This window comes from Vibrio mediterranei (genome assembly GCF_013364395.1).
Lineage (GTDB): Bacteria > Pseudomonadota > Gammaproteobacteria > Enterobacterales > Vibrionaceae > Vibrio > Vibrio mediterranei.
In genome coordinates this window covers 2,373,248-2,399,322 of the sequence record NZ_JABXGK010000001.1, presented here as the reverse complement: position 1 = coordinate 2,399,322, position 26,075 = coordinate 2,373,248, and the positions used below count along the sequence as shown (strand labels likewise).

19 protein-coding genes are annotated in these 26,075 nt (G+C 45.3%); 12 read left to right on the top strand and 7 right to left on the bottom strand.

The features are described 5' to 3' along the window. Window positions 1-1,065 (top strand): butyrate kinase, encoded by a 1,065-nt coding sequence (buk, locus tag HOP38_RS11150; protein ID WP_006072974.1) that lies wholly within the window; start codon window positions 1-3, stop codon window positions 1,063-1,065. 80 nt (window positions 1,066-1,145) lie between these two features. Next, the gene (locus HOP38_RS11145; RefSeq protein ID WP_031494279.1) at window positions 1,146-2,522 is read left to right on the top strand and encodes an aldehyde dehydrogenase; all 1,377 of its coding nucleotides are present in this window, start codon (window positions 1,146-1,148) and stop codon (window positions 2,520-2,522) included. A 74-nt stretch (window positions 2,523-2,596) separates the two neighbouring features. Here HOP38_RS11145 and HOP38_RS11140 read toward each other — a convergent pair whose 3' ends face one another. Further along, window positions 2,597-3,478, bottom strand: coding sequence for a LysR family transcriptional regulator (locus tag HOP38_RS11140; RefSeq protein WP_006072976.1), 882 nt, complete (start codon window positions 3,476-3,478; stop codon window positions 2,597-2,599). 364 nt (window positions 3,479-3,842) lie between these two features. Here HOP38_RS11140 and HOP38_RS11135 point away from each other — a divergent pair, with 364 nt between their 5' ends. Beyond that, window positions 3,843-5,087: an MFS transporter gene (locus tag HOP38_RS11135; protein ID WP_198558072.1), complete on the top strand. Its 1,245-nt coding sequence runs from the start codon at window positions 3,843-3,845 to the stop codon at window positions 5,085-5,087. 58 nt (window positions 5,088-5,145) lie between these two features. Here the strand turns inward: HOP38_RS11135 and HOP38_RS11130 are convergent, their stop codons facing one another. Continuing rightward, window positions 5,146-6,318, bottom strand: a complete 1,173-nt coding sequence (locus HOP38_RS11130) for a DUF1887 family protein (RefSeq protein WP_198558071.1) — start codon at window positions 6,316-6,318, stop codon at window positions 5,146-5,148. Window positions 6,319-6,527: 209 nt separating this feature from the next. Continuing rightward, window positions 6,528-8,519 (bottom strand): methyl-accepting chemotaxis protein, encoded by a 1,992-nt coding sequence (locus HOP38_RS11125; RefSeq protein ID WP_198558070.1) that lies wholly within the window; start codon window positions 8,517-8,519, stop codon window positions 6,528-6,530. 418 nt (window positions 8,520-8,937) lie between these two features. On the opposite strand from HOP38_RS11125, the gene hinT reads away from it, so the two are divergent. The 9 genes from hinT (at window position 8,938) to HOP38_RS11080 (ending at window position 20,383) form a co-directional block, all read left to right on the top strand. Next, entirely contained in the window at window positions 8,938-9,288 is a 351-nt protein-coding gene (hinT, locus tag HOP38_RS11120) for a purine nucleoside phosphoramidase (RefSeq protein ID WP_006072981.1), read from the top strand. A gap of 77 nt (window positions 9,289-9,365) precedes the next feature. Then, window positions 9,366-10,769, top strand: coding sequence for a COG3014 family protein (locus HOP38_RS11115; protein WP_006072982.1), 1,404 nt, complete (start codon window positions 9,366-9,368; stop codon window positions 10,767-10,769). Beyond that, entirely contained in the window at window positions 10,769-11,161 is a 393-nt protein-coding gene (locus HOP38_RS11110) for a YcfL family putative periplasmic lipoprotein (protein ID WP_006072983.1), read from the top strand. Before HOP38_RS11115 ends, HOP38_RS11110 begins: the two co-directional genes overlap by 1 nt. 40 nt (window positions 11,162-11,201) lie before the next feature. Continuing rightward, the gene (gene lpoB, locus HOP38_RS11105; protein WP_006072984.1) at window positions 11,202-11,792 is read left to right on the top strand and encodes a penicillin-binding protein activator LpoB; all 591 of its coding nucleotides are present in this window, start codon (window positions 11,202-11,204) and stop codon (window positions 11,790-11,792) included. Window positions 11,793-11,802: 10 nt separating this feature from the next. Continuing rightward, the gene (locus HOP38_RS11100) at window positions 11,803-12,645 is read left to right on the top strand and encodes a phosphotransferase (RefSeq protein ID WP_198558069.1); all 843 of its coding nucleotides are present in this window, start codon (window positions 11,803-11,805) and stop codon (window positions 12,643-12,645) included. Between the two features lie 115 nt (window positions 12,646-12,760). Then, window positions 12,761-13,300 (top strand): alpha/beta hydrolase YcfP, encoded by a 540-nt coding sequence (gene ycfP, locus HOP38_RS11095; RefSeq protein WP_006072986.1) that lies wholly within the window; start codon window positions 12,761-12,763, stop codon window positions 13,298-13,300. Between the two features lie 211 nt (window positions 13,301-13,511). Beyond that, window positions 13,512-14,543: an outer membrane beta-barrel protein gene (locus HOP38_RS11090; RefSeq protein ID WP_198558068.1), complete on the top strand. Its 1,032-nt coding sequence runs from the start codon at window positions 13,512-13,514 to the stop codon at window positions 14,541-14,543. Between the two features lie 10 nt (window positions 14,544-14,553). Next, window positions 14,554-18,699, top strand: coding sequence for an Ig-like domain-containing protein (locus tag HOP38_RS11085; RefSeq protein WP_198558067.1), 4,146 nt, complete (start codon window positions 14,554-14,556; stop codon window positions 18,697-18,699). A 394-nt stretch (window positions 18,700-19,093) separates the two neighbouring features. Further along, the gene (locus HOP38_RS11080; protein WP_198558066.1) at window positions 19,094-20,383 is read left to right on the top strand and encodes an NAD(P)/FAD-dependent oxidoreductase; all 1,290 of its coding nucleotides are present in this window, start codon (window positions 19,094-19,096) and stop codon (window positions 20,381-20,383) included. A gap of 63 nt (window positions 20,384-20,446) precedes the next feature. Here the strand turns inward: HOP38_RS11080 and HOP38_RS11075 are convergent, their stop codons facing one another. The 4 genes from HOP38_RS11075 to HOP38_RS11060 form a co-directional block, all read right to left on the bottom strand. Further along, entirely contained in the window at window positions 20,447-20,992 is a 546-nt protein-coding gene (locus HOP38_RS11075) for a GNAT family N-acetyltransferase (protein ID WP_198558065.1), read from the bottom strand. Window positions 20,993-21,050: 58 nt separating this feature from the next. Continuing rightward, window positions 21,051-21,851, bottom strand: a complete 801-nt coding sequence (locus HOP38_RS11070; RefSeq protein ID WP_031497044.1) for a peptidoglycan binding protein CsiV — start codon at window positions 21,849-21,851, stop codon at window positions 21,051-21,053. Between the two features lie 108 nt (window positions 21,852-21,959). Beyond that, window positions 21,960-25,418, bottom strand: coding sequence for a transcription-repair coupling factor (mfd, locus tag HOP38_RS11065; RefSeq protein ID WP_198558064.1), 3,459 nt, complete (start codon window positions 25,416-25,418; stop codon window positions 21,960-21,962). Between the two features lie 5 nt (window positions 25,419-25,423). Next, complete coding sequence (locus HOP38_RS11060) at window positions 25,424-25,993, bottom strand: PilZ domain-containing protein (protein WP_198558063.1); 570 nt, start codon at window positions 25,991-25,993, stop codon at window positions 25,424-25,426. Window positions 25,994-26,075 lie beyond the last annotated feature (82 nt).

Genomic DNA, 26,075 nt, shown 5'->3' with positions numbered 1-26,075 from the left:
ATGAAAATTCTAGCTATCAACCCTGGCTCTACCTCTACAAAAATCGGTGTTTTCGAAGGCACTACTGAGCTGTTCGAGAAAACACTACGTCACAGTGCTGAAGAGTTGGCACCGTTTGGCGCGGTTGTTGCTCACCAGAAAGCATTCCGTAAAGAAGCGATCCTAGCGGCACTAGAAGAAGCTGGTGTTAAAGCGTCTGAACTAGGTGCTATTGCATGTCGTGGCGGTGTTCTTAAGCCAATCGCTGGTGGTACTTACAAAGTTGATGATGCAGTCATCGCTGATCTTCTTGAAGCACAAATTCAACACCCAGCAAGCCTCGCAGGCATCATCGGTAAAGAGATTGCAGACGAGAACGGTATTGAAGCGTTCTTCACTGACGCACCAGTGACTTATGAGTTATCTGAGCTAGCTGCTTTCTCTGGTCACAAAGCCATTAAACGCAAAGGTCGTTTCCATGCGCTTAACCAGAAAGCGATCGCTCGTCAGTTTGCTGAACAGCAAGGTAAGAAATACGAAGACGTAAACGTTATCGTGTGTCACATGGGTGGCGGTATCACAGTTGGAGCTCACATGGGCGGTCGTACTGTTGACGTAAACGACGCGGTTTCTGAAGGCCCTTTCACTCCTGAGCGCTCTGGTGATCTGCCAACTCGTGAGCTAATTGACATCTGCTTCAGCGGTGAGTACACGCATGCTGAGATGAAAGCATTCATCCAAGGTAAAGGCGGCGCCTTTAGCTACACAGGTAGCATTGATATGCGTGAAATCGAAGAGAAAGCGGAAGCAGGAGACGCTGAGTTCAAACTAGTCACTGATGCAATGGCTTACCAAGTGTCTAAGCAAATCGCGGCAATGGGCGCGGTATTCGGTGGTGAGAAAGTTGATGGAATCCTGCTAACAGGTGGTATCGCTTACAGCAAATACATCACAGCTGAAATCACTAAGCGCGTTGAGTTCATTGCTCCGGTAACTAAGTTCCCAGGTGAAGTTGAACTAGAAGCACTTGTACTAGGCACACTGCGTGTGGCTAACGGCGAAGAAGCGGCGAAAACATACGCTTAATGAATTAAAGATTAGGGCAGGTCATCAACCTGCTCTGTAGAAGTGGCTCGCCACTGAATACTTTACAGAAGGTAATTAAAATGTCATTCGATATCAATAACGCACAAGGTGTATTCGAAACTGTTGAAGCAGCAATCGAAGCAACTCACAAAGCTCAAGTTGAATTCTACGCTAACTCTACCAAAGAAGGCCGTGAAGCTATCCTTACTGCTATCCGTGGTGCGGTTCTAGCTAAAGCTGAAGACTTCGCGAAAATGGTTCGTGAAGAAACTAAACTAGGTCGTGTTGAAGACAAGATCGCTAAGCACCAGCTAACTGCTGCTAAGACTCCGGGCACTGAAGTTCTAGAAACTAAAGTATGGTCTGGTGACAACGGTATCTCTCTAGAAGAGCGTGCACCATACGGTGTTATCGGTGCTGTTACTCCCGTAACTAACCCAACTGAAACTATCGTTAACAACGCTATCTCTATGCTAGCGTCTGGTAACGCGGTAACGTTCAACGTTCACCCATCTTCAAAAGTTGTTTCTGCGGTAATGATTGACATGATCAACAAGACTATCGTTGCAGCAGGCGGCCCAGCTAACCTAGTTACTATGGTTAAAGAGCCTACGCTAGAAACTCTTAACGAAATCGCTAAGTCTCCACTAGTAAATATGCTAGTAGGTACTGGTGGCCCAGGTCTAGTTAAAGCAATCCTACAATCTGGTAAGAAAGGTGTAGGCGCTGGCGCTGGTAACCCACCTGTAATCGTAGACGCTTCTGCTAACCTAGACCTAGCTGCTGCAGGCGTTTACGGCGGTGCATCTTTCGATAACAACCTACTATGTATCGGTGAGAAAGAAGTCTTCATTGAAGATTCAGTAGCTGACGAGTTCCTAGCTAAGCTAGAAGCAACTGGTGCGTACGTTCTTTCTGCAGAAGAAGCTGAGAAGCTAACTGCACAAATCCTAACTATGGATGAAATCGATGGTGCTAAGCCATGTACTGCACAAGAAATTGCTCGCGTATGGCATCCAGTTAAGCAGCACGTTGGTCAAGATGCTGGTGAGATCCTTAAGTCTATCGGCGTTGAGTCTGAGACTCGTCTAGCGGTTATGGTTGTTGAGAACGATCACCCACTAGTGCACGTAGAGCAAATGATGCCAGTACTTCCAGTTGTTCGTTGTGCGAACATCGACGAAGCTATCGAGCGTGCTGTTGCAGCTGAGCGTGGTAACAAGCACTCTGCATGTATCTACTCTGGCAACATCGAGAACGTAACTAAGTTCGGTCGTGCTATCAACACAACTATCTTCGCACACAACGGTCCAACACTATCTGGTGTAGGTTACAACGCTGAAGGTACTTCAACGTTCACAATCGCAGGTCCAACTGGTGAAGGTATTACAAACGCGTACTCGTTCACTCGTGCACGTCGTTTCGCAATTGCTCAAGGCGGTCTGCGCATCGTTTAATCGATTTACCCCAATCGAGAAACAAAAAAGCCGAAGCATTTGCTTCGGCTTTTCTCGTTTATGAAAGCGGATCGTTAAAACAAGTCGTAGATACCTTCTTCGATGCCATCGATCAGTGCTTGTCTTGTTTCTACCGCATGATCGTTCGGGCGTGACATCTCGCCAAAGCTCTCAAAATACATGCCGTTCGGATGCTTCACGACCACTAAATGTTCTTGGCGTAACTCTTGTTTTACCAATGTCTCTGGAATGATCGCCCAACCTAAATTATCGATAACCGCATCCAATACTTCTTGGTAATTAGAAAAGCTCATTGTGCTACTCGAAATGGGGCGAAAGTCTTGATGGATCTCTTCAAACAAGTGAGACAGCACGATTTGCCGATGGGCACTAATGTCAGTACTGGTGACGTTGGTGAGTTTAGCCAATTCATGCTTAGGGGAACATACCGCCATCATTCGAATACGATGCAGAGCACGAACCTTAACTTGTGGGTCATCGCCTGAGCTAAAGACCAAACCATAGCCAAGATCTACGTGATTTTCACGAACGAGTGTCGGGATATCGGCACTGGAGGCTTTGATTACGGTCAGGGAGACATGTGGAAACTCGTCAGACAAAGCAACAAGTTGTTTGCGCCAGAATGAAGACGGTAGTGTGTCGTCATAGGCGATGCGTATTTTGTCACTGTCACCTTGTCGAAACTGCTCGGCTTTTGAGTACAGACTTTCTGCCATATTGAGGATGTTTCGACAATCGGGCAGTAAAGCACTTCCCGCGTCATTTAATACCAGACGATTACGAGTCCGTTCAAACAGTTCAACACCCAATTCATCTTCTAAACTGGATAGCGCCATACTTAGTGAGGTGCGCGTTTTACCCATAATATTAGCAACTTTGGTCAATGAACCATGCTCTGCAGTTAACGCAAACACTCTAAGTTTGGTGAGATTCATAAGGCAAACTCCTACCTTAATAATTAGCGGCAAAGTATATACCCAACACGTCTGGGTAGATGACTACTATTCTTTCTGTCAGCATGTTTAGAGTATAACAAACTTGACGCTGAGAGAAGTGTGGGCTTAACACTGGAGACTTTAGGCTATTACGACTTTGTAGGTAGGCTGATATTATCATCACTATAAATAAGCCCAGTATTTTTATGGTTAACAACGGGTCAAATAGAGTGTTTACTCGGTTGATTATTTACCTAGATTTGGCGTGGGCTAGCTATTCGCTCAGTAGAAAACGGATCTTTTTGCTGTGGTTTAATTTGTTACCCACAACACTAAGGGTAATGATCTATTGAGGTCTGTGATCATGTTGAAAAAACTTGGCTTAGAGGGCTGGTTTGCCGCGCACTTTGCTTATGGCATTGTTCAAATCGTGTTTATTCCTATGTTAATGCCTTCCTTTATTCTTGCTCGTACTGGTAGTGCGACTCAAGCTGGTCTGGCAATGGCTGTATTTGGTATGGCGGGTCTTGCCGCTCCAATTATTGGAGGCCTCGCTGATAAGTACAAAGCGCATCGACATGCACAGCTTTTCGGTATGATCTGTTATCTGCTTGCTGGGACAAGTTTTGTCGTCGCAGGTGAAAGCTTTCCATTGATGTTAGTGGGGGCTGCATGTTTCGGTGTTGGCTCAGCTATTCTTCTTATGCTCAACCCTGTTTTTATTACGTTTGCGGGCTACGATACAAAAACTGAAGCGATGAAGCTTGGCCGTATGGCTCAAACGCTTATCATTGGTGCTTTATTATCTGGTGTAGCCTTGGCATATATCACTGATTTAGGTTGGTCTTACGAACAACGTTTTGGCGTTATGATGGCGATTGTTGCTGTGCTGTTGGTTATAACCATGTTTACCAATAAAGCAGCAGCTCAACGAGTACTGGATAACGCTGAGGCGAGTGCCGAAGCGGATGTCGATGGTAAAGAAGATGTTGGTCTAGCAAAATCACTATTCTCAAACTTCGGTTTGTTCCTACTGGCCGTTGGTTTGTTATGCGCTGGACAAGGGGCATTTCAGGCTCAATATCCGAACCTACTAGAAAACGCTTACGGTGTCGCGCAATCTCTATCAGCTGCGAATCTCTCGGTGGCGTCAGTTGTAGGTCTGTTTATCTTAATCGCGGCTGAGCGCTTTGTGGCACGCTACGGCAACCTTAGCTTGTTCAAAGTGTCAGCGATTGCTTCTATCGTCGTGATTGGTTTGCTTTACGTGATAGCTGAAGCCGGAATGAGTGTGCACTACATTATTACCCTAGGCTTGTTCCTGATTTATCTGCAAGGTATCACTATTACCGATATGATTTCACCAGCGATTGCTGCTCGCTTGACCGTAGTAGGTGGCGGTCTGACTCAAGGCTTAATGATGTTCTTCATCTCATTAGGTTTTGCTGCTGGTAGCGTTATCAGTGGTGTTGCTGTAGATGGGTTTGGTTGGGCGGCGTTGCCATTTGCTATTTTAGCCCTGACGATTGCTGCATATGTATGTATTGTCATTGTTGGCGCGAAACACAAAGCGTCGGTAAAGCATAAGCAGCAACAAGCTGCAGCGTAAACGCAAAATCAAAGTAAAAAAGCTTGGCGATGGCCAAGCTTTTTCTGTTTCTATCTGCTTAAGAAAGGTGAGCTTTCTCATCGATACCGCCGGCACCTTTAAACCATTTGGTTAGATGCAGTTTTAGATCCTTCAACTCATCCGGTCCAATAAGTGCTAAGCCAAGATCTTCTGCACGAGTAATATCGTTGTGACGTAGCGGTCTAAAACTAACCAACATGGCACGGGCTTGCAGGCCACCTAACAAGTCACGCAGCGATTCCAGTTTGTATAGAGTGTCGTCACCATCGTCGCGCATACCTTTGGTCTTACATTCAATAATATGCAATTTATTGTTTACAACGGATGCGACATCCAGTTCGTTGCGAACTTCTCGCTCACCAAGCTGACGGTATACTTGAACATTCAAAGAACGGTCTTGAATGGTCGGTAAGTCGTCTTGGATTTGTTTGACCGTGCTATGAACTAGGTTCTCTAACCATTCCCCATTGGAAAAGCGACGTGCGTCTTCACTGATAAAGGTCAAAATGCCGTTGTCATAAGTCGCTATTTCAGATTCTACCAAATCGCTAAGTAGCATATTGAGTTCGCGATAACCTTGTTGTTTTTCGGAAAGCTCAACATCGAGTTTCTGTTCTTTTCGGCACGTGGTTGCCAAGTAGTTTAGCGTCGCTAGACCCGGACCTAATTCCAGTGCGTTACTCGCCCATTTTTCACCCAGCTCATAAAGTTTTCTGTCAAGTTGTGGGGGAAGATCGTAGTCAGTAAATTCACCACGAGCACCAAAAATCGTGAGGTAATCACCAATGGTGATATGATCTTGTACCTGCGCATCAGTTGCGCCTTCCGGGTATAACCAGCACATCTTATCGCTGTTCGGTTCAACAACGAAGATTGGCCAATGGAAGGTACGGAATACTTCATAGACAGAAAGCAGTCGATGTCTTAAGCCGCAACTGGCATTCAATTTAACTTCGACATTCTTTTCTTTAAGTTGCTTAGCTAAACCGAGAATGGATTGTTTGATAACAGACGTATTGACGATATTGGGAATTTCATAAAATTCTGCAGTAATGTCGCGCTCCGCCAATACTGACCTCAAACGCTCATACATTTCAAATTGGGATTCGTCACCAATAAAGATGATGTGACGACTAACGGTTCGGTCATCCAATAAAGGAGTTACCAAACGAATGGGATCTTGATCAATTATGCCTACGTGAACGGCCATTATAGCTTCCTTCAACTATTGGCTTGCTGAAGAAAATGAGAGCATGACATTCGTCATTGATATCGAAACTTGGGCTTTCAAAATCAAAGGTCATGGAAAAGTGAAGCAAGCCATAATTCAGATATAATGCCGTTACTTGTAAAAAACAAGAGCAGGTCTCAACGAAACCTGCTCTTCAGGGGAGAATTTACGTGTTTCTTACACGAAAACTAAAGTTTGAAGCGGTGTACTAGTTCACTTTGCTGATTGGCTAGGCTAGTTAAGCTTTCACTTGTTGCCGCGATTTGCGACATGGCTTGATAGCTTTCATCGGCGATATGATTGATTTCTTCGATGTTTTTAGCGATATCTACGGTAGTTTCACTTTGCTCGCCTGCGGCTTGAGAAATATGCGTACTCATTTGGCTGATTTCGATGATCAACGCTTGTATCTCTTCCATGGCTCCATTAGCGGTAGAGGCTTGCTCAACCGATAGTTCCATATCCTTCATACAGCTTTCAATGACTTGTCCTGCACTCTTAGAGCTGGTTTGTAAGTTACTGATCATAGTTTCGATTTCAGTGGTAGATTCAGTGGTCTTCTGAGCTAGTACGCGAACTTCGTCTGCCACCACTGCAAACCCACGTCCTTGCTCGCCTGCACGTGCTGCTTCAATAGCAGCATTGAGGGCGAGTAGGTTGGTTTGCTCAGCGATGTTGCGAATGACATCTAAAATGCTGCCAATTTGGCTGCTCATCTTCTGAAGTTCGCCAACCGCTTCAACCGATTCATTAAGACGAAGCTCCAACTGATTGATGGTGCTGATATTGGTACTCATGATTTGACGACCAGATTCAGAGGCCGATTCGACTTGATGTACCTTCTCTAACGAGTTTTGCGCACTGTTTGCCACTTCCTGTACTGAATGAGACATTTCGGTCATTGCCGTCGCGACGTTAGCGGTTTGCTCACGCTGCGCACTAAGTTGGCTTTGCGCACTCAAAGACGTGCTTTGGTTGTTGCTTGCAGTATCAGTGAGGTTGTCCGATGCATCATTCAGTTTGACCAACACGTTGTGCAGGCTGTCTGCAAGCGTATTAATGTGGTTGCCTAGACGGCGGAACTCATTGTTGTATTTCACTTCAATGCGCTGCGTCATGTCGCCTTCGGTTAAGCTTTCTAGTGTTTTGAGTGTGCTGTTCAGTGGTTGACGTACACTTTGCGCAATGTGGTAACCAATACCGACTGCAATTAAGATAACGACCACACCTATACCAATGGCTTTTATTACGCCTTCGTCATAGATAGTGCCTGCTTGTTCAAGAGATTGGTTTAGATTGGCTGTCGCAGTTTCGGTGAAGCCGTTAAGTGTCGCCATCGCACCGTCTACTTCCAGAGCCAGGTTTTCGATGTTTTGATACAGAGCGGCTCTGGCGATCAAATAATTATTATGTTGGTCTAACACGCCGCCTTTCTGGCCGACATCTTTGGTAAATTGTTCCACAGAGCTCTCAAACACTTTCTTCAACTCTGGCATTTGCGTAACTAAGCCGCGGTAAGCGTAGTTAAGGTGAGTGACGGCTTTGCGGTTTTTATTAACGGCTTCTTGAACGAAGACGGTATCGCTGCTGGCTAGTGCATCTGAAGTGATGAGTTCGGCGTCTTTTAGTTTGATAAAGTAACTTTTTGCCATCACTTTGACAGAAATACTCGACGCGTCATCTACATACTCTTTCATACCAACAGAAAGGTCTGAGTGGAGTTTTTGGAATCGTCGTGTGGAGAGTTGAACTTGTTCTTGAGCTGAGAACATGGATTGGTAGTTATCCATTGCTTCTTGAGCTTCTTCGCTATAGCGAGCTTGAACCTCACGCAGTTCGCCAATTCGGTTTTCTAGTTCAGGGAAACCGGCACTAGCGCTAGCGAGTTGTTCTAAGTCACGACCAAACTCTTCCATTGAAGCGGAAAACTCTTCGCGACGGATAGTCATTCTTTCTTCGTTCTGCGTAGTGAGGAAATCTTTGAAGGATTTGTCCGCAGACAACAATTGCACACTGGTTTGATTCGAAAGAGAAACTAGTGGGAGAGAGGACTTAGAAACAGAGCCAAAATACTGATGAATTTGGTTCATGCCACTGAGCATAATCATGATGGTGATAACAAAAAGAATGACGATGAGCGTGAACCCGGCGTACATCCTCCGTATAACGGAACCCTGCATATATCTCTCCCTAGTGATGTTGCAGCAATACAAAAATCATACAAAATTTAACTGGACGCTTTACGCTAAACCTTGCACTATCCGTCCACTCGTAACATCAGGTCGGAATTGAGGTTTGGCGCTTTTGTCTCTTTATCGTTACAAATAACAAAAACTGAAATATATATGACTTGTCGTGCTACGTTTTATGACGCACTCGTCAAAAATGTAATAAAAGCCAAGGTTTTGTCGTGAAGTGTTATCTCAAAAAAAGTACTTCTAGCGAGATAGAGGTTGAGAATCGAACAATAGTGAAAACAACAAGCTATGTTGGCTTTGCTTTAAATTGTGATTCTATAGACCTTAGTGCATACTTCTAAAGTAAGTATGTGCTGGCGATCCTGTGTCAGTATTATTGGTTTGGTAATTGGAGAACTTCATGGCTGAAGAAACCATTTTTAGCAAAATTATTCGTAAAGAAATTCCTGCCGATGTGTTGTATCAAGACGATCTTGTTACCGCATTTCGTGATATCAATCCGCGTGCTCCAAGCCACGTGTTGATCATTCCAAACAAACTGATTCCCACTGTTAATGAAGTTGAAACTGATGATGAAGCAATGATGGGACGTATGTTCACCGTTGCAAGGAAGATCGCCCATGATGAAGGTATTGCAGAAGATGGCTATCGTTTGATCGTCAACTGTAATTCTCACGGCGGTCAAGAGGTGTACCATATTCACATGCATCTCGTTGGTGGTCGCCCACTTGGCCCATTGTTGATGAGCTAATTTCGAGAGGCTTTGGCAACTTAGTACTAACGTAATTGTCAAAGCCTCACTAAAGGTATCTATTCTCTTCAAAACATATGTTAATACGTAGCGTTAAACACGCACTCATCGTCGTACTTGCTGCATCACTTACCGCTTGTGCGGGACTAAGTGCAGGTAATCTGTTTAGCCACTATACCCAGCAGAATACGGTGGTGTATCAAGCGGTGAAAACTGGCCAATATGAAAAAGCGCAGGCTGCATTGCCTCAGGCTGAAGATGTCGTTGCGGGTGATATCTTGGATAATTTTGAGCGCGGCAGGGTCGAGTTCTTAAACCAATCCTATCCGCAAAGTAAGTCAGCGCTTGAAGTCAGTGATAAGGCCGTTAGAGTCCAGCAAGATAAGGCGCTTATTTCTATTACTGATACTGCGACTAGTGTTGGCGCTTTAGCGGTCAATGACAATATAACCGAGTATGTGCCGCCAGATTATGAGCTAGGTTATTTACACCTGTATCTAGGGCTCAACTATATTCAAAAGAACGACCTAGAGGGTGCACTGGTTGAAGTGCGACGAGCAAACCAAGTTCAACAGCGTGCTCGCCAGGCGCGAGAGAAAGACTTACGTTCTGCTGAAGCTGAAATGAAGCAGAAGGGGTTATCACCTAATCTAGGGTCGGTGTTGTCGCGTTATCCTGATGCGGGAAATCAACTGAAAGCGATTCAAAATGGCTATTTGTTGTTTTTGTCAGGCTTGATGTACGAAGCTTCAAATGACCTCAATGGGGCCTATATTGACTATACTCGCGCACTTGCTGTTGCACCAGATAACGAAGCCGTTATCGACGCGGTAATTCGTGTGGCTAAACGCTCAAGTCGTAACCAAGATCTTGCGAAGCTTAAAAAGCAATATGGTGATCGACCAGGTGTTAAAGCTGGTGAAGGTCGTGTCATCCTGCTCGAAGAGCAGGGGGTTGTGAGCGCCATGCAATCTTGGAATCTGACTTTGCCAGTTTATGACAGCCAAGGTAATACTGCGTTGTATACTGTGGCACTGCCGTATTATGTTCCAGCGGTGACGCCTAAATTTTCGAATATTATGTTGGATGGTAAGCCCCTGAAGTCGGATGAATTAGTGGATACTAATTTAATGGCGCAGCAGCAGCTTACCGAGAATATGCCGACCATCTTGTTGCGACAAGCACTGCGCGTGTATGCCAAAGACCAAATTCGGAAGAGTACGGCGAAAGACGATGATGTCGGTAACCTTATCTTCAACGTGTGGAACACCTTGACGGAACAGCCTGATACTAGGAGTTGGCAAACATTACCGGGTGTCGTGAACGGTGCAAGTCAAATCGTTAAAGCGGGCAGCCACAAAATGACGTTAGATGGTCAAGACTATACTTTTGATGTGAGAGACAGACAAACCACTTTGGTTTGGGTGTCGCGCCAGGGCGGCAATGCCACCATTTGGCATAAACAATTAGGAAGAATGTAATGAAAAAATGGTTAGTGAGTATTGGTGTGCTGTTGACGCTGTTTGGCTGTGCTTCAAGTAAAACCTCAGGGATCAAAATCGAAGGCCAAACTCAGGCTGTGCTTTATGGTGACGCACAAATGGGTAAAAAATTCTCTATTGATGATATTTCGACCATTGATACCAATGGTCATGCGAGAGGCGTGGTGCGATTGTCTAATACGACATCTACGGACCAAATCATCCAATATCGATTCTATTGGTATGATGCGCAAGGACTCGAAGTAAATACTAAACAAGCCCCTTGGAAAAGAGCCATCTTACGCGGTGATGAAACTATTACCCTATCTGAGGTGTCTGTAAATCCTAATGGTAAAGAATTCCGTGTGCAATTGCGCGGAGCGGATGAGTAATTTCCACCCGTTGGAAAGTAAGTAAGACTAAGGAAACAAAATGAAAAAAAGTATTATTGCTTTGTTGGGTTTGGCTGTCATTCTCGGTGGCTGTTCAAATAAAGTAAGTTACGGCGACGCGCAAGCTACTGAAACGACAACAATCGATTTCGGTTCAACTGACCTACAGAAGATCGCTGGTGATATGGTTGATAGCATGCTGATGTCTGGTTCAGTTGCGGCAATCACGCGCGACAGTCGCCCTATTGTATTTGTTGAACGTATCAAGAACAAAACAACGGAGCACATTGATACCGAGTCTATCACTGACAGCATCAGCACCAAAATGCTGAACTCTGGTAAGTTCCGCTTCGTAGATATGGATCGTGTTGAGTCTGTACGTGAACAGCTTAACTTCCAAAACAATGATGAGCTAGTGAACCAAAGCACAGCTATCCAATTCGGTAAAATGGTTGGTGCGCAATATATGCTTTACGGTAACCTAAGTAGTATCGTTAAAGAAGCGGGCAGCGATAAAGACGTATACTACAAAATGACAATGCGTCTTATGGATCTAGAAACGGGTCTGATTGAGTGGGCTGACGAAACTGAAATTCGTAAGCAAGAGTCTCGTTCAGTACTAGGTCTATAACAAGCGCTCAATGCTTAATTGGATTGATGCGGTCCAGCAATCACCAGATTTGGCTGGATTATCTTCCTTGTTAAACGAAGTGCCCTTAGGGGCACTTCCGTTATCTGGCGGCCTGACAAATCGGGCGTGGCGTGTATTGACTCCATCTCATGGTTGGGTGATTTGGCGTGCCAACTCATCGCTATGTCAGTCATTTGATATCAGTCGCGACAATGAAGCTGAGGTTTTGAACTCGGTTGCCGGACACCTCCCTACTAACAAAGTCATCGCTCGCGGCCCAAAGGGTATCGCGCTCAGTTGGTGTAATGGCATTCCTGTTAGTCAGTTAGACGATCATTCAAAGGTTATCGCGCTTCTTGCGAATATCCATACCATTCAACCTATCAGTCAGGTGAGACGTTTTGATTACCAAGATAAAGTGGATCATTACTGGTCTCAGCTTGACGATTCTGTTCTAAAGCGGCGCTTTCGTCCGATCTACGAAAGCCTTCGAACGCTACCAAAATTAAGCTGTGCGCAACAAGCGCTTTGTCATTTTGATTTTGGCATTCATAACTTAGTGCAGATTGAAACGGGCCTTGCGGTAATTGACTGGGAATATGCTGCAATTGCCAGTCCCGTTCTGGACCTAACAATGACCTTGGATATGCTTCAAATGGATGTCGTTACAGGAATTGAACTCTACAAACAGCACCAGCCCACGATAGAGAGTAGATCTTGGCAAAAGGATGTGGAGATTTGGCAAAGACACTCGCAGATGATGGCTATGCTCTGGTATCTACTTGCAGCGCAGGTGTGGCAAGATGATGGTTTTTTAGTCGAAGCTGAGGCTATTTATCTACGATTATGTTGAGGGGATCACTGTTTAACGTTATCTTTTCTGAAAAATCATCTTACCCCCTATGAAACTAGGGCTTTCGTGGTAGATTTAACGAAAGCGTACCAATAAGGACGGATTGAGAGGTACTATGATTATTTATCTTCACGGCTTCGATTCAACAAGCCCAGGCAACCATGAAAAAGTGCTTCAGTTGCAATTCATTGACGAAGACGTTCGTTTCGTCAACTACAGCACACTTCACCCCAAGCATGATATGCAGCACCTTCTTAAAGAAGTGAACAAGCTGGTTCAAGAGTCAAAAGATGAAGCGCCGATTATTTGCGGTGTAGGTCTGGGAGGCTACTGGTCAGAGCGCATAGGCTTCTTATGTGGCATTAAACAAGTTATCTTCAACCCCAATTTGCACCCTGAAGTAAATATGCAAGGTCGTATTGATCGGCCAGAAGAATATGAAGACATTGCCACTAAGTGTGTTGAAAAGTTCCGCAGTAAAAATGCGGGTCGTTGTATGGTCATTTTGTCCAAAGAAGACGAAATTCACGATAACCAAAAAACGGCGGATGCCCTTAAAGATTATTACGATGTAGTGTGGGATGAAACTCAAACACATAAATTCAAAAAGATCTCTCAGCACCTTCAAACAATGAAGGCGTTTAAAGAATCGTAATGTAAGAAACGTCCGAGTGGCGTGTACTACTTTTTACAAAAGCAGCGGATTTCGCTGCTTTTTTTTGTTCAATACGGTAACAACTTTCACACAACATTAAGATTTTATTATGGTACGCCCAGTTAATTTAGGTTGGTTACTCTTACAAGGTCATTCTCACACTCTTCAGTAGCCTGCCTCACGCTCGTATTAGACGAAAACGGAGGAAGCAGTGGTTTCTACTCATAAAGTACTCAGTTTAGCGATAGTTGTATCGCTCAGCTTTAACGTCCTCGCCGATGAAACGTCGGCTGACAGTGACGCTTTTTCATCGCATTGGTACCTAGGAGGAAAACTAGGTGTAATGAAATACCAAAATGCCTGTGAAGAATGGGCGGTAGATTGTGATGGAACTGATGTTGCGTTAGGGGGCTTTATTGGCTATCAGGTTTGGCAGCACTGGGGACTAGAATTAGGCTACCTCGATTTTGGTGAAGCGAAAGCTTTGTATCCAGAAGGTAGTAAAGTCAACCAATATGCGGGTTCTATGTCAGGCATAGAAATGTCAGTTGTAGGTCGTATTCCTGTGACCGACAATTTGGACGCGTTTGCAAAAGCGGGCACACTCTACTGGCAAGGTAAGAATAGCGGACCAACCAGAACTCTAACAGATGACGGTTGGGCTCCAACAGCTGGTGTCGGCTTGGAATACCACTTCTCAAATCATTGGGCGGGCAGAGTAGAGTACCAATATGTCAATGCGCTTGGCAGCGACAAACTTGGTGGAAGTAACGGGCATCTAGCTACTTTGGGTATTGTGTATCGATTTAGCTCGGCAGAAGATTCCAAGCCAGAGACTCAAACCGAGCCCAAACCAGTTACTCCAATAATAACAACGCGCTTGCCAGAGCTGCATTCTTCGGTTCTCTTCGCATTTGACTCCGAAAAAATCGAGAATGTTGAGGTGCTTAACCCTATTGTCTATCGATTAACTCGCTATCTTGAAACTCGTGCAACCGTATATGGTTACACCGATTCTACTGGACCGAATGAGTACAACCAAAGCTTGTCCGAGCGTCGAGCAAATGCGGTTTATGAGTACCTAAGACATGCGGGCGTAAGTACTGAGCAACTAAGGGTTGCTGGTTATGGAGAAGACTCTCCTGTTGTTCCTAATGACACAACGGAACATCGTCATATGAACCGAAGAGTGACCGTTCATATCGAAGAAATGACTACCCCGTCTAGTACTAATCAAAACTAAAGAGTGACTCATGCAGATGACAAAAACACTTTATCGCTTATGTGTGTTATGGATGACATTCTTTTTGGCGGCATGCAATGGAGACAATAGTGGCTTTCCAACCAGTGAGTGCGGTGGGCCAGATAATCCGTGTGCACCTTATATTACCAGTATCGCTGTTGTGCCACCGGTCAAGGCGATAGCGAATGGGACACAGTATCAGTTTCAAGCAATAGCGAATTATTCTGACGGCAGCGTTCAAGATATTTCAGCGTTATCACAGTGGAGCATTATCGATTCCTCTATTGCGACGATTGTCGCTGATGGCGCACAAGGTGGACTTGTTGGCGGAAAGCAAATCGGAATTACGACGGTCAACGCTCAGTATCAAACCTACCAAGCTTCATCGGAACTAACGGTTACCGATGCGGTATTGGATTCGTTGTCTATCTCTCCTGTAAACAAGACGGTTCCAGCAGGTATCGCGGTTCAGTACCAAGCGATGGCGCTCTTCTCTGATACAAGCCAACAAGATGTGACTAAATTCGGTAACTGGCAAAGTGGCACTGCTAATGTTGCAACGATAGGTTCACAAAGCGGTAATGCGGCCACGTTATCTCAAGGTACAACTCAGATCAGTTTTAGCTATCAAGGTAAGTCGGTACAAACGGATTTAAACGTTACTAATGCGGTTGTATCGAGTTTACAGGTCACCCCGAAAAATCTGGCGAAGCCTGTGGGTACCACAGGTAAATACACTGCGACCGCGTATTATTCAGATGGGCATAGTGAAGACGTAACGCAATTAGCTACATGGAATTCGTCAAATGGTAGAGCAGTTTCAATTGTAGTAGATGGCACAGATGGCGGCTTGGCGACGGCGAACGAGATCGGCACAACCCAAATAACCGCAAGCTATCAAGGCATCGCATCATTCTCGAAAATGAGTAATACCATTTCCGATAGTACAGCAGCGACCGTGACTCAGGTTTCCGTTACCGATTTGGTGGTGACACCAGCAAAAGCCAGCGTAGCGGCGGGTAATATTCAGCAGTATCAGGCGTTCGCTTTATTTAGTGATGGGACAAGTCGAGAGGTAACTGAGCTGGCAAGTTGGCAATCTTCCAACAACAGTGTGGCATCTATTAATCAAAAAGGACTGGCAGATAGTTATCAGAGTGGTGATGTTGTTGTGACGGCTACTTATGCCAGCCAACAGGCGGATGCTTTATTGAATGTGACTCAAGCTCAACTAACAGAGCTGGTGGTAGCTCCAAACAAGGTGACTATACCTGCAGGGCATCAAACTAGGCTACAAGCTTTTGCCGTGTATAGTGACGGGTCATCGAATGATGTAACTCTGCAATCGGTTTGGGCATCGATGGACCAGAGTTTAGTAAACGTTGAAACCGGTAATATAAGCGCCGGAACGGTACATGGTTTAGTTTTAGGCCAAGCGGGTGTCACGGCGAAATTTGGCGGTATGGAGCAGAGCAGCATGATCACGGTAAGTAGTGCAACGCTAACTTCGGTATCCATATCACCTGCTAATGCGACGATTCCAAAAGGAACGACACAAAGTTATGTGCTTACTGCTCAGTATTCAGATGGAAGCAAACGAGATGTCAGCACTTTGAGTAGCTGGCAATCGAACAATACTGATATCGCTACCATTAACGCCTTTGGCGTGGCACAAGGAGAGGAGCAAGGAACTAGCCAGATCAGCGGATGTTATTTAGGACAGTGCGCTACCGCGAACCTTTCTGTCACTCAAGCGGTAGTAACAGGGCTGCAAGTGACGCCTGCTAGCGCCATTATTGCAGATGGTCAGAGTCAGTACTATCAAGCGACTGCGTTTTACTCTGATGGGACAAGTAAAGTAGTGACTCAGATAGCAACCTGGACTTCTTCGGATATCAATATTGCTACTATTTCTTCTACAGGAATAACAGGGGGAAAAGCGACGGCTGTTGAACAGGGAAATGTCGTTATTTCAGCTCGTTACGGGGGGCAACTGAGTCAGGCAACGTTGACTGTAACAGCTGCAACGGCAGTTAAGTTAATTGTGTCTCCGGCCATTACTAAGGTTCCTGCGGGATTGAGCTTACCGTATCATGCGGATGCGCTCTACACAGATGGAACCTTGCAAGATGTCACCTTGCTGTCTGTTTGGCAAAGCTCGGATAACGATGTTGCTTCTATAGATGCTTCTGCGAATGCGGTGACGTTTATTGCTGGTCAAACGACAATCAGCGCGCAGTACTTGGGTCTTAATGGTGAAGCAAGTTTAACGGTTACCGCGGCGGTAGTTGATCACCTAGAAGTGACGCCAAATGCTGTTACAGTACCAAAAGGCACAAATGGGCAGCTCGAGGCAACGGCCATCTATAGTGATGGAAGCAGTATTGATGTGACATCTAGCGCTAATTGGAGCAGCTCGGATTCAAGAGTGGTCAATGTTGATAACAGCTCCGCTAACGCGGGGATAGGTAGTGCCTTGAACATTGGTAATGCAGTCGTCACTGCTACCTACTCTGGCATGAGTGATACTTCGAGTGTCACCGTCGTTGCCCCAAGCTTGGTTGAACTTACTATTAGTCCTCAAAATGAGACCGTACCACTGGGTTTAGAAGTACAATATGAGGCCCATGCTCGCTATTCAGATGGTACTAGTAAGACTGTAACTTTAGAATCCAGTTGGCAAAGCAGTATGACGACGGTAGCGACAATTAGTACTGATGGGATGGCTTCAACCGTTTTTACAGGGGAAACCCAAATCAGCGCGACTTTTGAGTCAATTACCGTGTCGACATCGTTGATAGTTACCGAGCCAATTTTGATGGAGTTACAGGTTACGCCAGCTACAGCTACCATTAACATTCAAGATCTACAGCAATATAAAGCAACAGCGGTATTTTCAGACAAAACCGTGACGGATGTGACGAATGGTGTGACTTGGACGACTGCTGATGATGTGGTTGCCCATGTAGATAACGCGCGCTTTAGAGAAGGATTAGTCACAGGTTTAAACTCTGGACAAACGTCAGTCATCGCGACCTATTATGGTAAAACGGCAAACGCGGAAGTAGTGGTTGGTAGCCTGACCTACTTAGGCGTGAACGTTGAGCCTGCCGATTCCATGGTCAAAGTAGGGGATACAAAGCAACTTACTGCTTATGCAGTATACAAAGACGTTAATACTAATAAGGTTTCATTTAAAGATGTAACAGCGCTAAGTGATTGGCGGGTGCAACAGAGAGATAAACTTGCCGTGAATACGACGGGGTTGATAGAAGGAAAATCTGCGGGTCACAGTGAAGTGTATGCGATCTATCAAAACATCGAAGGAGCAGGTCAGGTTAGTGTTGTTGACACATATATCAGACAGCTAGTCGTTACGCCGGACAATGAGACAGTTCCAGAAGGAACTGTAGGACGATATAAGGCGATTGCTAAATATCATCAAGGATTGCCTGCTGAAGATGTAACTTCAAAAGCGACGTGGTCTTCTAGTGACCCTAATGTGATTCAAGTGGTCACCACAGGGGAGTTAGGAGGTAGTGGTGAAGCGTTATCCGCAGGCAGCGCGCAGATCAAAGCTGAGTTTGATGGGGTTGAGGATGAGGTAACTACCACGGTTGCTCCTCTAGTTCTAGCACAAGTCGCAATAGAACCAAGACAGGACATCCTCTATTCGGGAACACCATTCCAATACCATGCTATTGCATACTATCAAGGTGGGTCGAGCAAAGATGTTACCTTAGATGCTGAGTGGTCGAGCAGCGATACCACTGCCGCGACGATTGAATCCGGAAATGCCAAGGCGGGTTTAGCGCAAGGTGTTTATGAAGGAGGGCGCGCGACGATTACGATGTCATACCAAGGCATGACAGATTTTGTTGAAACGCAAACCTATCCTGCCACAACGACAAAGGTAGAAATTGTGCCACAAAATATCACGGTTGCTACCGGTGATACTGTTGAGGTAACTGTTAATGTCACTTTCTCTGATGGTCGTGTTGAGAACTACGCCAAATATGTCTCTTGGAGCAGTTCAGACATGGATGTTGCATACCCATCCAAGCAATATGTCAGTGGCATTTCGGTGGGTACTGCTACCATCACTGCATCATTTGAAAATGTCACGGGTGATGCATTAGTTACGGTAACGCCCTAGGTATTGACTTTGAATTATGAAGTTAAAAACGGCTCCTTTGAGGAGCCGTTTTTAGTGATGGAACTATCGATTAACAAATGGCCATTTAATTCACTTAACAAAAATAATTCCATTGAATAGTTGCGGACATTGATTTGCCCTATATAATAAAACCATTCTACATTATTTGATAAATATCAAAAAAAGTTGAGAGCAAGAAGAGAACTTGCCCTAAGATGTTCAAACAAAGACGATTTTGAACAAATTTGTGAAGTGAAACCATGATTGTACCGCGCTAGGGGCTGCCACTTGGAGTCTATATTTGCGCATAATGACCAAATTTTAAGCATTTCGCCTTGGGCGGGATGTAAGACCATTTTCTAACTTTCAAATTTCACTTTTTAGGAGAGCCATTGTGACTAATATTGTCGTTGTTGGTGGTGGCGCAGGCGGACTTGAGCTTGCGACCAAATTAGGCCGAACACTTGGACGTAAAGGGCGCGCCAATATTACGCTTGTTGATCGTAAAGCAAGCCATTTATGGAAGCCACTTCTGCACGAAGTAGCGACCGGCTCATTGGACGAAGGGGTTGATGCGCTAAGCTATCGTGCTCACGCGAAAAACCACCATTTTGACTTTCAAATGGGCAGCCTGAATGAGATTGATCGTGAGCGCAAAAGCATTACGTTAAGTGAATTGAGAGATGAGCACGATGAGCTATTGATGCCAAGCCGCGAGATCGCTTATGACATCTTAGTGCTTGCGATTGGCTCAACATCAAACGACTTCAATACTCCTGGTGTTCGCGATAACTGCATCTTCTTAGATAGCCCAGAACAAGCACACCGTTTCCGTACAGAAATGAACAATGAGTTCCTAAAACTGCATGCGAAAAATGGTCACGGCACTGTCGATATTGCGATCGTTGGTGCTGGTGCAACAGGGGTAGAGCTGTCTGCCGAACTGCACAACGCAGTCAAAGAGCTTCGTACTTATGGTTTCGGTGATCTGGATTCGAGCAAGCTGAACGTAAACTTGATTGAAGCGGGTGAGCGTATTCTTCCAGCGCTTCCTCCACGTATTTCAAGCGCAGCGCATTCTGAACTGACAAAACTGGGTGTAACCGTTCGCACTGCCACCATGGTGACTCAAGCGGACAAAGATGGCTTAACTACGAAAGATGGTGAAAAAATCCCAGCACAAATAATGGTTTGGGCGGCAGGAATCAAAGCGCCAGACTTTATGAAAGACATTGCCGGTTTGGAAACTAACCGTATCAACCAGTTAGTAGTAAAAAACACACTGCAAACCACGCGTGATGATGATATTTTCGTTATCGGTGACTTGGCTCAATGTACCCAAGCTGATGGTAAATTCGTACCACCACGTGCTCAAGCTGCACATCAAATGGCGAGCCGTGCGTTTAGTAACATCGTTGCTAAACTGACAGACAGAGAATTAAAGCCTTACGTATATAATGATCACGGCTCATTAGTATCATTGAGCCGATTCTCAACGGTAGGCAGTTTAATGGGTAACCTAACCAAGGGCTCTATGATGGTGGAAGGCCGAATCGCTCGTGTGGTTTACATTTCGCTTTATCGTATGCACCAGGTGGCGTTGCATGGTGTATTAAAGACCGGATTAATGATGTTGGTTGGTCGCATTAACCGTGTATTGAGACCAAACTTGAAATTGCACTAATACCTAGTAACAACAGAGAGGCGCTGAAAAGCGCCTCTTTTTTTTTATCTCATATTCACTGGCTCAGCGGGTGGGAGGAATGAGGGAATAGACTAGTCCCGCTTTTGGTTTACCATCAAAAACAAAGCGATTCTGCGCTAAGCATTCGTAGGTTGCTCCGATACGTTCAGCTAGCTTATGGCTAGCGGAGTTGTCTGGGTCGCAAACAATTTCTAGGCGAGTGAGTAATAAATTAGCAAAACTGAATTCCACCAACGCATCGAGCGCTTCCAAGGCATAACCCTGCTTTTGAGCATCATCTCTTAGCCAATAGCCAAGACTTCCCATATTGAAGGTATGATAAAACTCATTGAGCGCCACCATACCCAGAAATTGTTCGGTTTTTCGGTCAAACAATGCAAAGCCAAATGCTACGGCTTTCACCCAGTTAACTCGAGTCGCTCCAATGAATTCCATCGCTTCATGTTGAGTAAAGTCTTTATGACACCAATCTATCCATTGATGCAACGAGGGAGATTCTTGGATTGCAATTGCCAGTTGCTCGGCATCGTTAAGATCCATTAATCGAAGGCATAATCTTTTTGTGTAGATGGTGTAATGCGTATTCATAATGCCTTGGAACGGAAGAAGAAATGAAAAAAGGGCCGTATTTCAGGCCCTTTCTGGATTAGTTCTGCACTCTTCGAACTTGGATGATCATGCCCATTAACGGATGGTCTAGGTAGTGTGTTTCACTACTTCTCATGCGACGTTTCTGATCAAATCGATAGTCCTTAAGAAAGGTTTGAACTTCACGTTGAGGCTCTATGGCCTGTAAGTTGCCAGCAATGACGTTACTGTCTTCAGTCCCCGTCGCTACAGAATTGTCTGCAGACGGTTCCATCGGTTCTGTTGCCGTGACGGAATCAGTAACAATCACCTCTTTGGTGCTTGGCGAGCGAAGGTCTAGTTGGGCTTCTGCATACAAGTAATGCTGCACGTAAATCTGTAGTTTACCGTCAAGCTCGTACAACGGTTTGTCAATGGCCACTTCCGTTACGCCATCAACCGGGCTTGTGGTGTTGCTGTTGCTGCCCTTTTCTGTTCCATCGGCATTAAAACCAGCTGAGTAATCTTTCCCTGCACGAATATGGAAGATTGGAGCAGAGCCTCTACCGTTATCGCCTTGACGCCATGCTTTGTGCATAAGCACCGTATAGCCTGCATGATTTTTTAGTTTTGCCGCTTCATCATTCAATTGGTATGAAGAGTAAGGCAGCATCTGAACGCCTTTCGACGCGCGATAACTGGCATCGTTCATTGAACCAGCGCGGCTAAAGTCTATTTGCGGCATAGTGTTTGGCCAAGACTCGTTTACTTTTTCAGGGTTTACCGCACGTTTGAAAACGATCACTTCTATATCAAATTGTCTCTGCGCCAAACTTGGCATAGAAACCAATAGGAGTAGCAGTGGGATCAGTTTTTTCATTGTTTCTCCATTGATTGCCACTATCATTGAGTGCAATCCCATTATATCAATTAATACAGGACGTTGCTGAAACATTTCACGGTGAAAAATCGTTGCAGCTGTAAGCAATTATGCGTTCGGAAGTCGATTGGCTTCAAACTCGTCAAGCATGTTATTGAGGTAGCTTAAGCGTTTACGCCTATCGGTTAACGCTTCCATAAACTTGAACTTAGTTGGCCCTTCCATCGCAAACTTTGTTGGCTGCGCTTGAAGTAGTTTAACCAAGAAGGCTGGGTTAATGTCAGCATCCGGATAAAATTCAATATAGCCACCTTTATCATGGGCTTCTACTTTTTTAACTTTCAGCGCTCTACCACGAAGCTTCATTTGTGAGACGGCAAGAAGGTGTTTGGCAGCATCCGGCAGCAGGCCAAATCGATCAATAAGTTCCACTTTTAGCTCGTCGAGCTCTTCGTTATCTACAACGCTTGCGATTCGTTTATACATGGATAGACGAGTATTGATATCCGGAATGTAGTCATCAGGGAGCAAAGCGGGGATACGTAATTCCACTTCGGTTTGTTCGCGAAGTAGATCGTCCAAAGAGGGCTCTTTGCCTTCTTTTAGCGCTTCCACGGCTTGCTCTAACATTTCCATATAGAGTGAGAATCCAACGGACTGAATTTGGCCACTCTGTTCATCCCCTAAAAGTTCTCCAGCGCCACGAATTTCAAGGTCATGAGTCGCTAGAGTAAAGCCAGCCCCAAGATCTTCTAGCGAGGCGATAGCGTCTAATCGCTTCACTGCATCTTTTGTCATGGCTTTTGGATGAGGAGTCAGCAGATAAGCATACGCCTGATGGTGCGAGCGACCCACACGTCCACGAAGCTGGTGAAGCTGCGCTAAGCCAAGGTTATCAGCACGATCCATGATGATGGTGTTGGCAGTTGGCACGTCGATGCCCGTCTCAATGATGGTCGTACATACTAGTAAATTAAAACGTTGATGATAGAAATCATTCATAACTCGTTCTAGTTCACGTTCACGCATCTGGCCGTGGGCAACTGTGACGCGTGCTTCGGGGACTAACTTTTCTAAGTCTGCCGCTATCTTTTCAATGGTTTCAACCTGATTGTGGAGGAAATAGACCTGACCACCCCGCATGATTTCACGAAGTATTGCTTCGCGTACAACACTGTCTTCGCTTTGACGCACAAAGGTCTTAATGGCAAGACGTCTCGCTGGCGGTGTAGCAATGATGGAAAGATCGCGCATGCCACTCATGGCCATATTCAGCGTTCGTGGAATAGGCGTTGCTGTTAAGGTCAAAATGTCGACATCGGCACGCATCGCTTTCACTTTTTCTTTTTGCCTCACACCAAATCGATGTTCTTCATCAACGATGAGTAGGCCAAGATCTTTAAACTGAATGTCACTAGAGAGCAGTTTGTGGGTGCCAACGACAATATCCACCTTTCCATCGGCGACGTCTTGTAGGATGGCTTTTTGCTCTTTGGCCGATTTAAAGCGCGACAAGACTTCAACACGGATTGGCAGGTTGGCAAATCGATCGCGGAAGTTCTCAAAATGCTGCTGTGCCAGCAGTGTTGTAGGAACCAGCACTGCGACTTGTTTACCGTTGTCGGTTGCCACAAATGCTGCGCGCATTGCGACTTCTGTTTTTCCGAAGCCAACATCACCACAAACCAAACGATCCATGGCTTTAGGCTGACACATATCAGACATGACAGCATTGATGGCCTGTGCTTGGTCGTCAGTTTCTTCAAATGGGAAACCAGCTTTAAAGGTCGCATATTGGTCACGATCTAAGCTGAATTTAAAGCCAGGTTTTAACTCGCGCTTGGCGTATACGTCGAGCAACTCTGCCGCAACATCACGCACTTTTTCAGCGGCTTTTCTACGGGCTTTAGCCCAAGATTCACTGCCTAATTTGTTGAGTGGTGCCGATTCTTCCGCACCACCAGAGTAGCGTCCGATTAAGTTCAGTGAAGCGACAGGGACGTACAGCTTGGCATCGTTTTGGTATTCGAGTGTGACGTATTCTGTCGTCATGCCGCCCGCTTCAAGTGTTTGCAAGCCGACGTAGCGGCCAATACCGTGGTCAATATGAACAACGGGTTGGCCTGGCTTGAGTTCAGCAAGGTTGCGAATAACCGTGTCACTATTAATCGAGCGTTTTTCTTTCTTGCGTCGTTGAATGACGCGATCGCCTAGCATGTCACTTTCGCAGATCAGAGCGAACTGTTGTTGATAAGCAAAACCATGTTCACATTGACCAATAACAAGTGTGAACTTATCGTCACTCTTCAGCGCATCGAGAAAATGTTCTTTCTCTTGTGGCCTCAGTTTTATGCGATGAAGTAATTCAAGCAGCGCCTCTCGACGGCCCTCAGATTCCACCGAGAAAATCACTTTACCAGCGTACTGCTCAGTAAACTGACGGATTTGAGCCATCGGCTCTTTTAATTGATGCTGTACTGCTAAATCAGGAAGTGCCTCGACGGGAGCATTGACGCGTCCTGCTTTTTCATCCACGGAATCAACGGAGCACAGCAATTGTGGATAGGCTTTTAGCTGTGAATAGAACTCATCTTTTTGCAGCCAAAGCGCACTCGGTTCTAACAGTGGGCGCAAAGGGTCGACCTTTCGCTGCTCATAACGTGTTTCCACGTCAGACAAAAAGGTATCTATGGCGGACTCAATATCACCCACCGCAATAATTTGGGAGTCTTGACTGATGTAATCAAATAGCGTTTCAGTATGCTCAAAGAACAGGGGCTGCCAATACTCTATACCCGCTGGCCAAGTGCCTTTTGTTACCTGCATGTAGACTGACTCTGGTTCGCGCCTTGCGTCGAATTGTTGTCTCCAGCGAACACGAAACTCTTCAATCGCGTCTTTTGTCGTAGGAAACTCATGAGCTGGGAGGAGTCGAATCTCGCTAATATCTTCGATGGAACGTTGGTTTTCCGGGTCAAAGGTGCGAATAGTGTCGATTTCATCGTCAAAGAAATCAATGCGATAAGGCGCAGAGCTTCCCATAGGGAAGAGATCGAGAATTGAACCCCTACTTGCATATTCACCGGGACCAAACACTTGGTCTACATGTCGGTAGCCTGAGTTTTCTAGCTGTAGACGTAGTTTATCCAGTGAAAACAAATCACCAGTTTTTACCATCAAGGTATGTTGCATTAAGAAATCGCGAGGACTTTGCCTTTGCAACAAAGTGCTTACCGGGACGATAGTGATCCCTTTTGACTGTTGCGGTAGGGCGTATAGCCGTGCAATACGATCTGAAATTATATCCTGATGTGGCGAGAAATTATCGTATGGCAAGGTTTCCCAGTCAGGAAATAGCGCAACCTCCCCTGGAAAGAACTGTTCTAGTTCACCTTGAAGTTTAAGAGCAAGCTGTGGGTCTGGCACAACCAGTAAAGTATGATCAGTATAGGCGTTAGCATGCTCGCTAATAGCAAGGGCTAATGCGCCACCAATCAGGTTACCGAGAAACTTCTTATCACCGGCACCCGTTGGTGCATTAAGAGGAAGTAGTTGACAATTACTCATAGTATTTATTGGTTGTCTCTGTCTAGCGAGCGCTGTCGAAGCAATTTCTGTTGTTGGTACAAAGCGGCTTTAATTAGTAGGTCTTGGTGTTCTTCAAGGATTCGTACAAAACTCAACGTAGCCAGTTGGCCTGATTCGGAGTTCTGTATATCGGTGACTTCTGCATAACAATAAATACCAGCAGGTGGGTGATCTAGGAAAAGCTTTACCTTGGCTATTTGACCAACTTTCAGTGCTTCTGAAGTGATATAGGTAAGTTGACCTGCACCAAAACTGTGAGTCACATGGCGTTGTGCAGGGTCATCTTGTTGCGAAATAATATAATTAAGCAGCAAATTAAGCTTGCTGTTTTGCTGTTCAATTAACTCGGCAACGTGCTTGAGGTTATGTTGATTCAGTTCGTGCTTTGCAGCGTCATTTTGCTGATCGAGCAGACTAAATTCACTCGATGCCATAAACGGAGCTGGAATTTCAGCAATGTATTGGTCTAGGTCGGGTAGAGTACTACCAAGTGCTAATGGCTCAATGTTGGCTTTTAAAGGTCCATTTACGGTGAAGAATTCGTTCTGCTGCATACATTTTTCCTAATCGACTTGAATTAATTATCTCTGTGTATGTCTGAGTTATCAAGAAAATGACCGAATGAAAGGTCAAAAG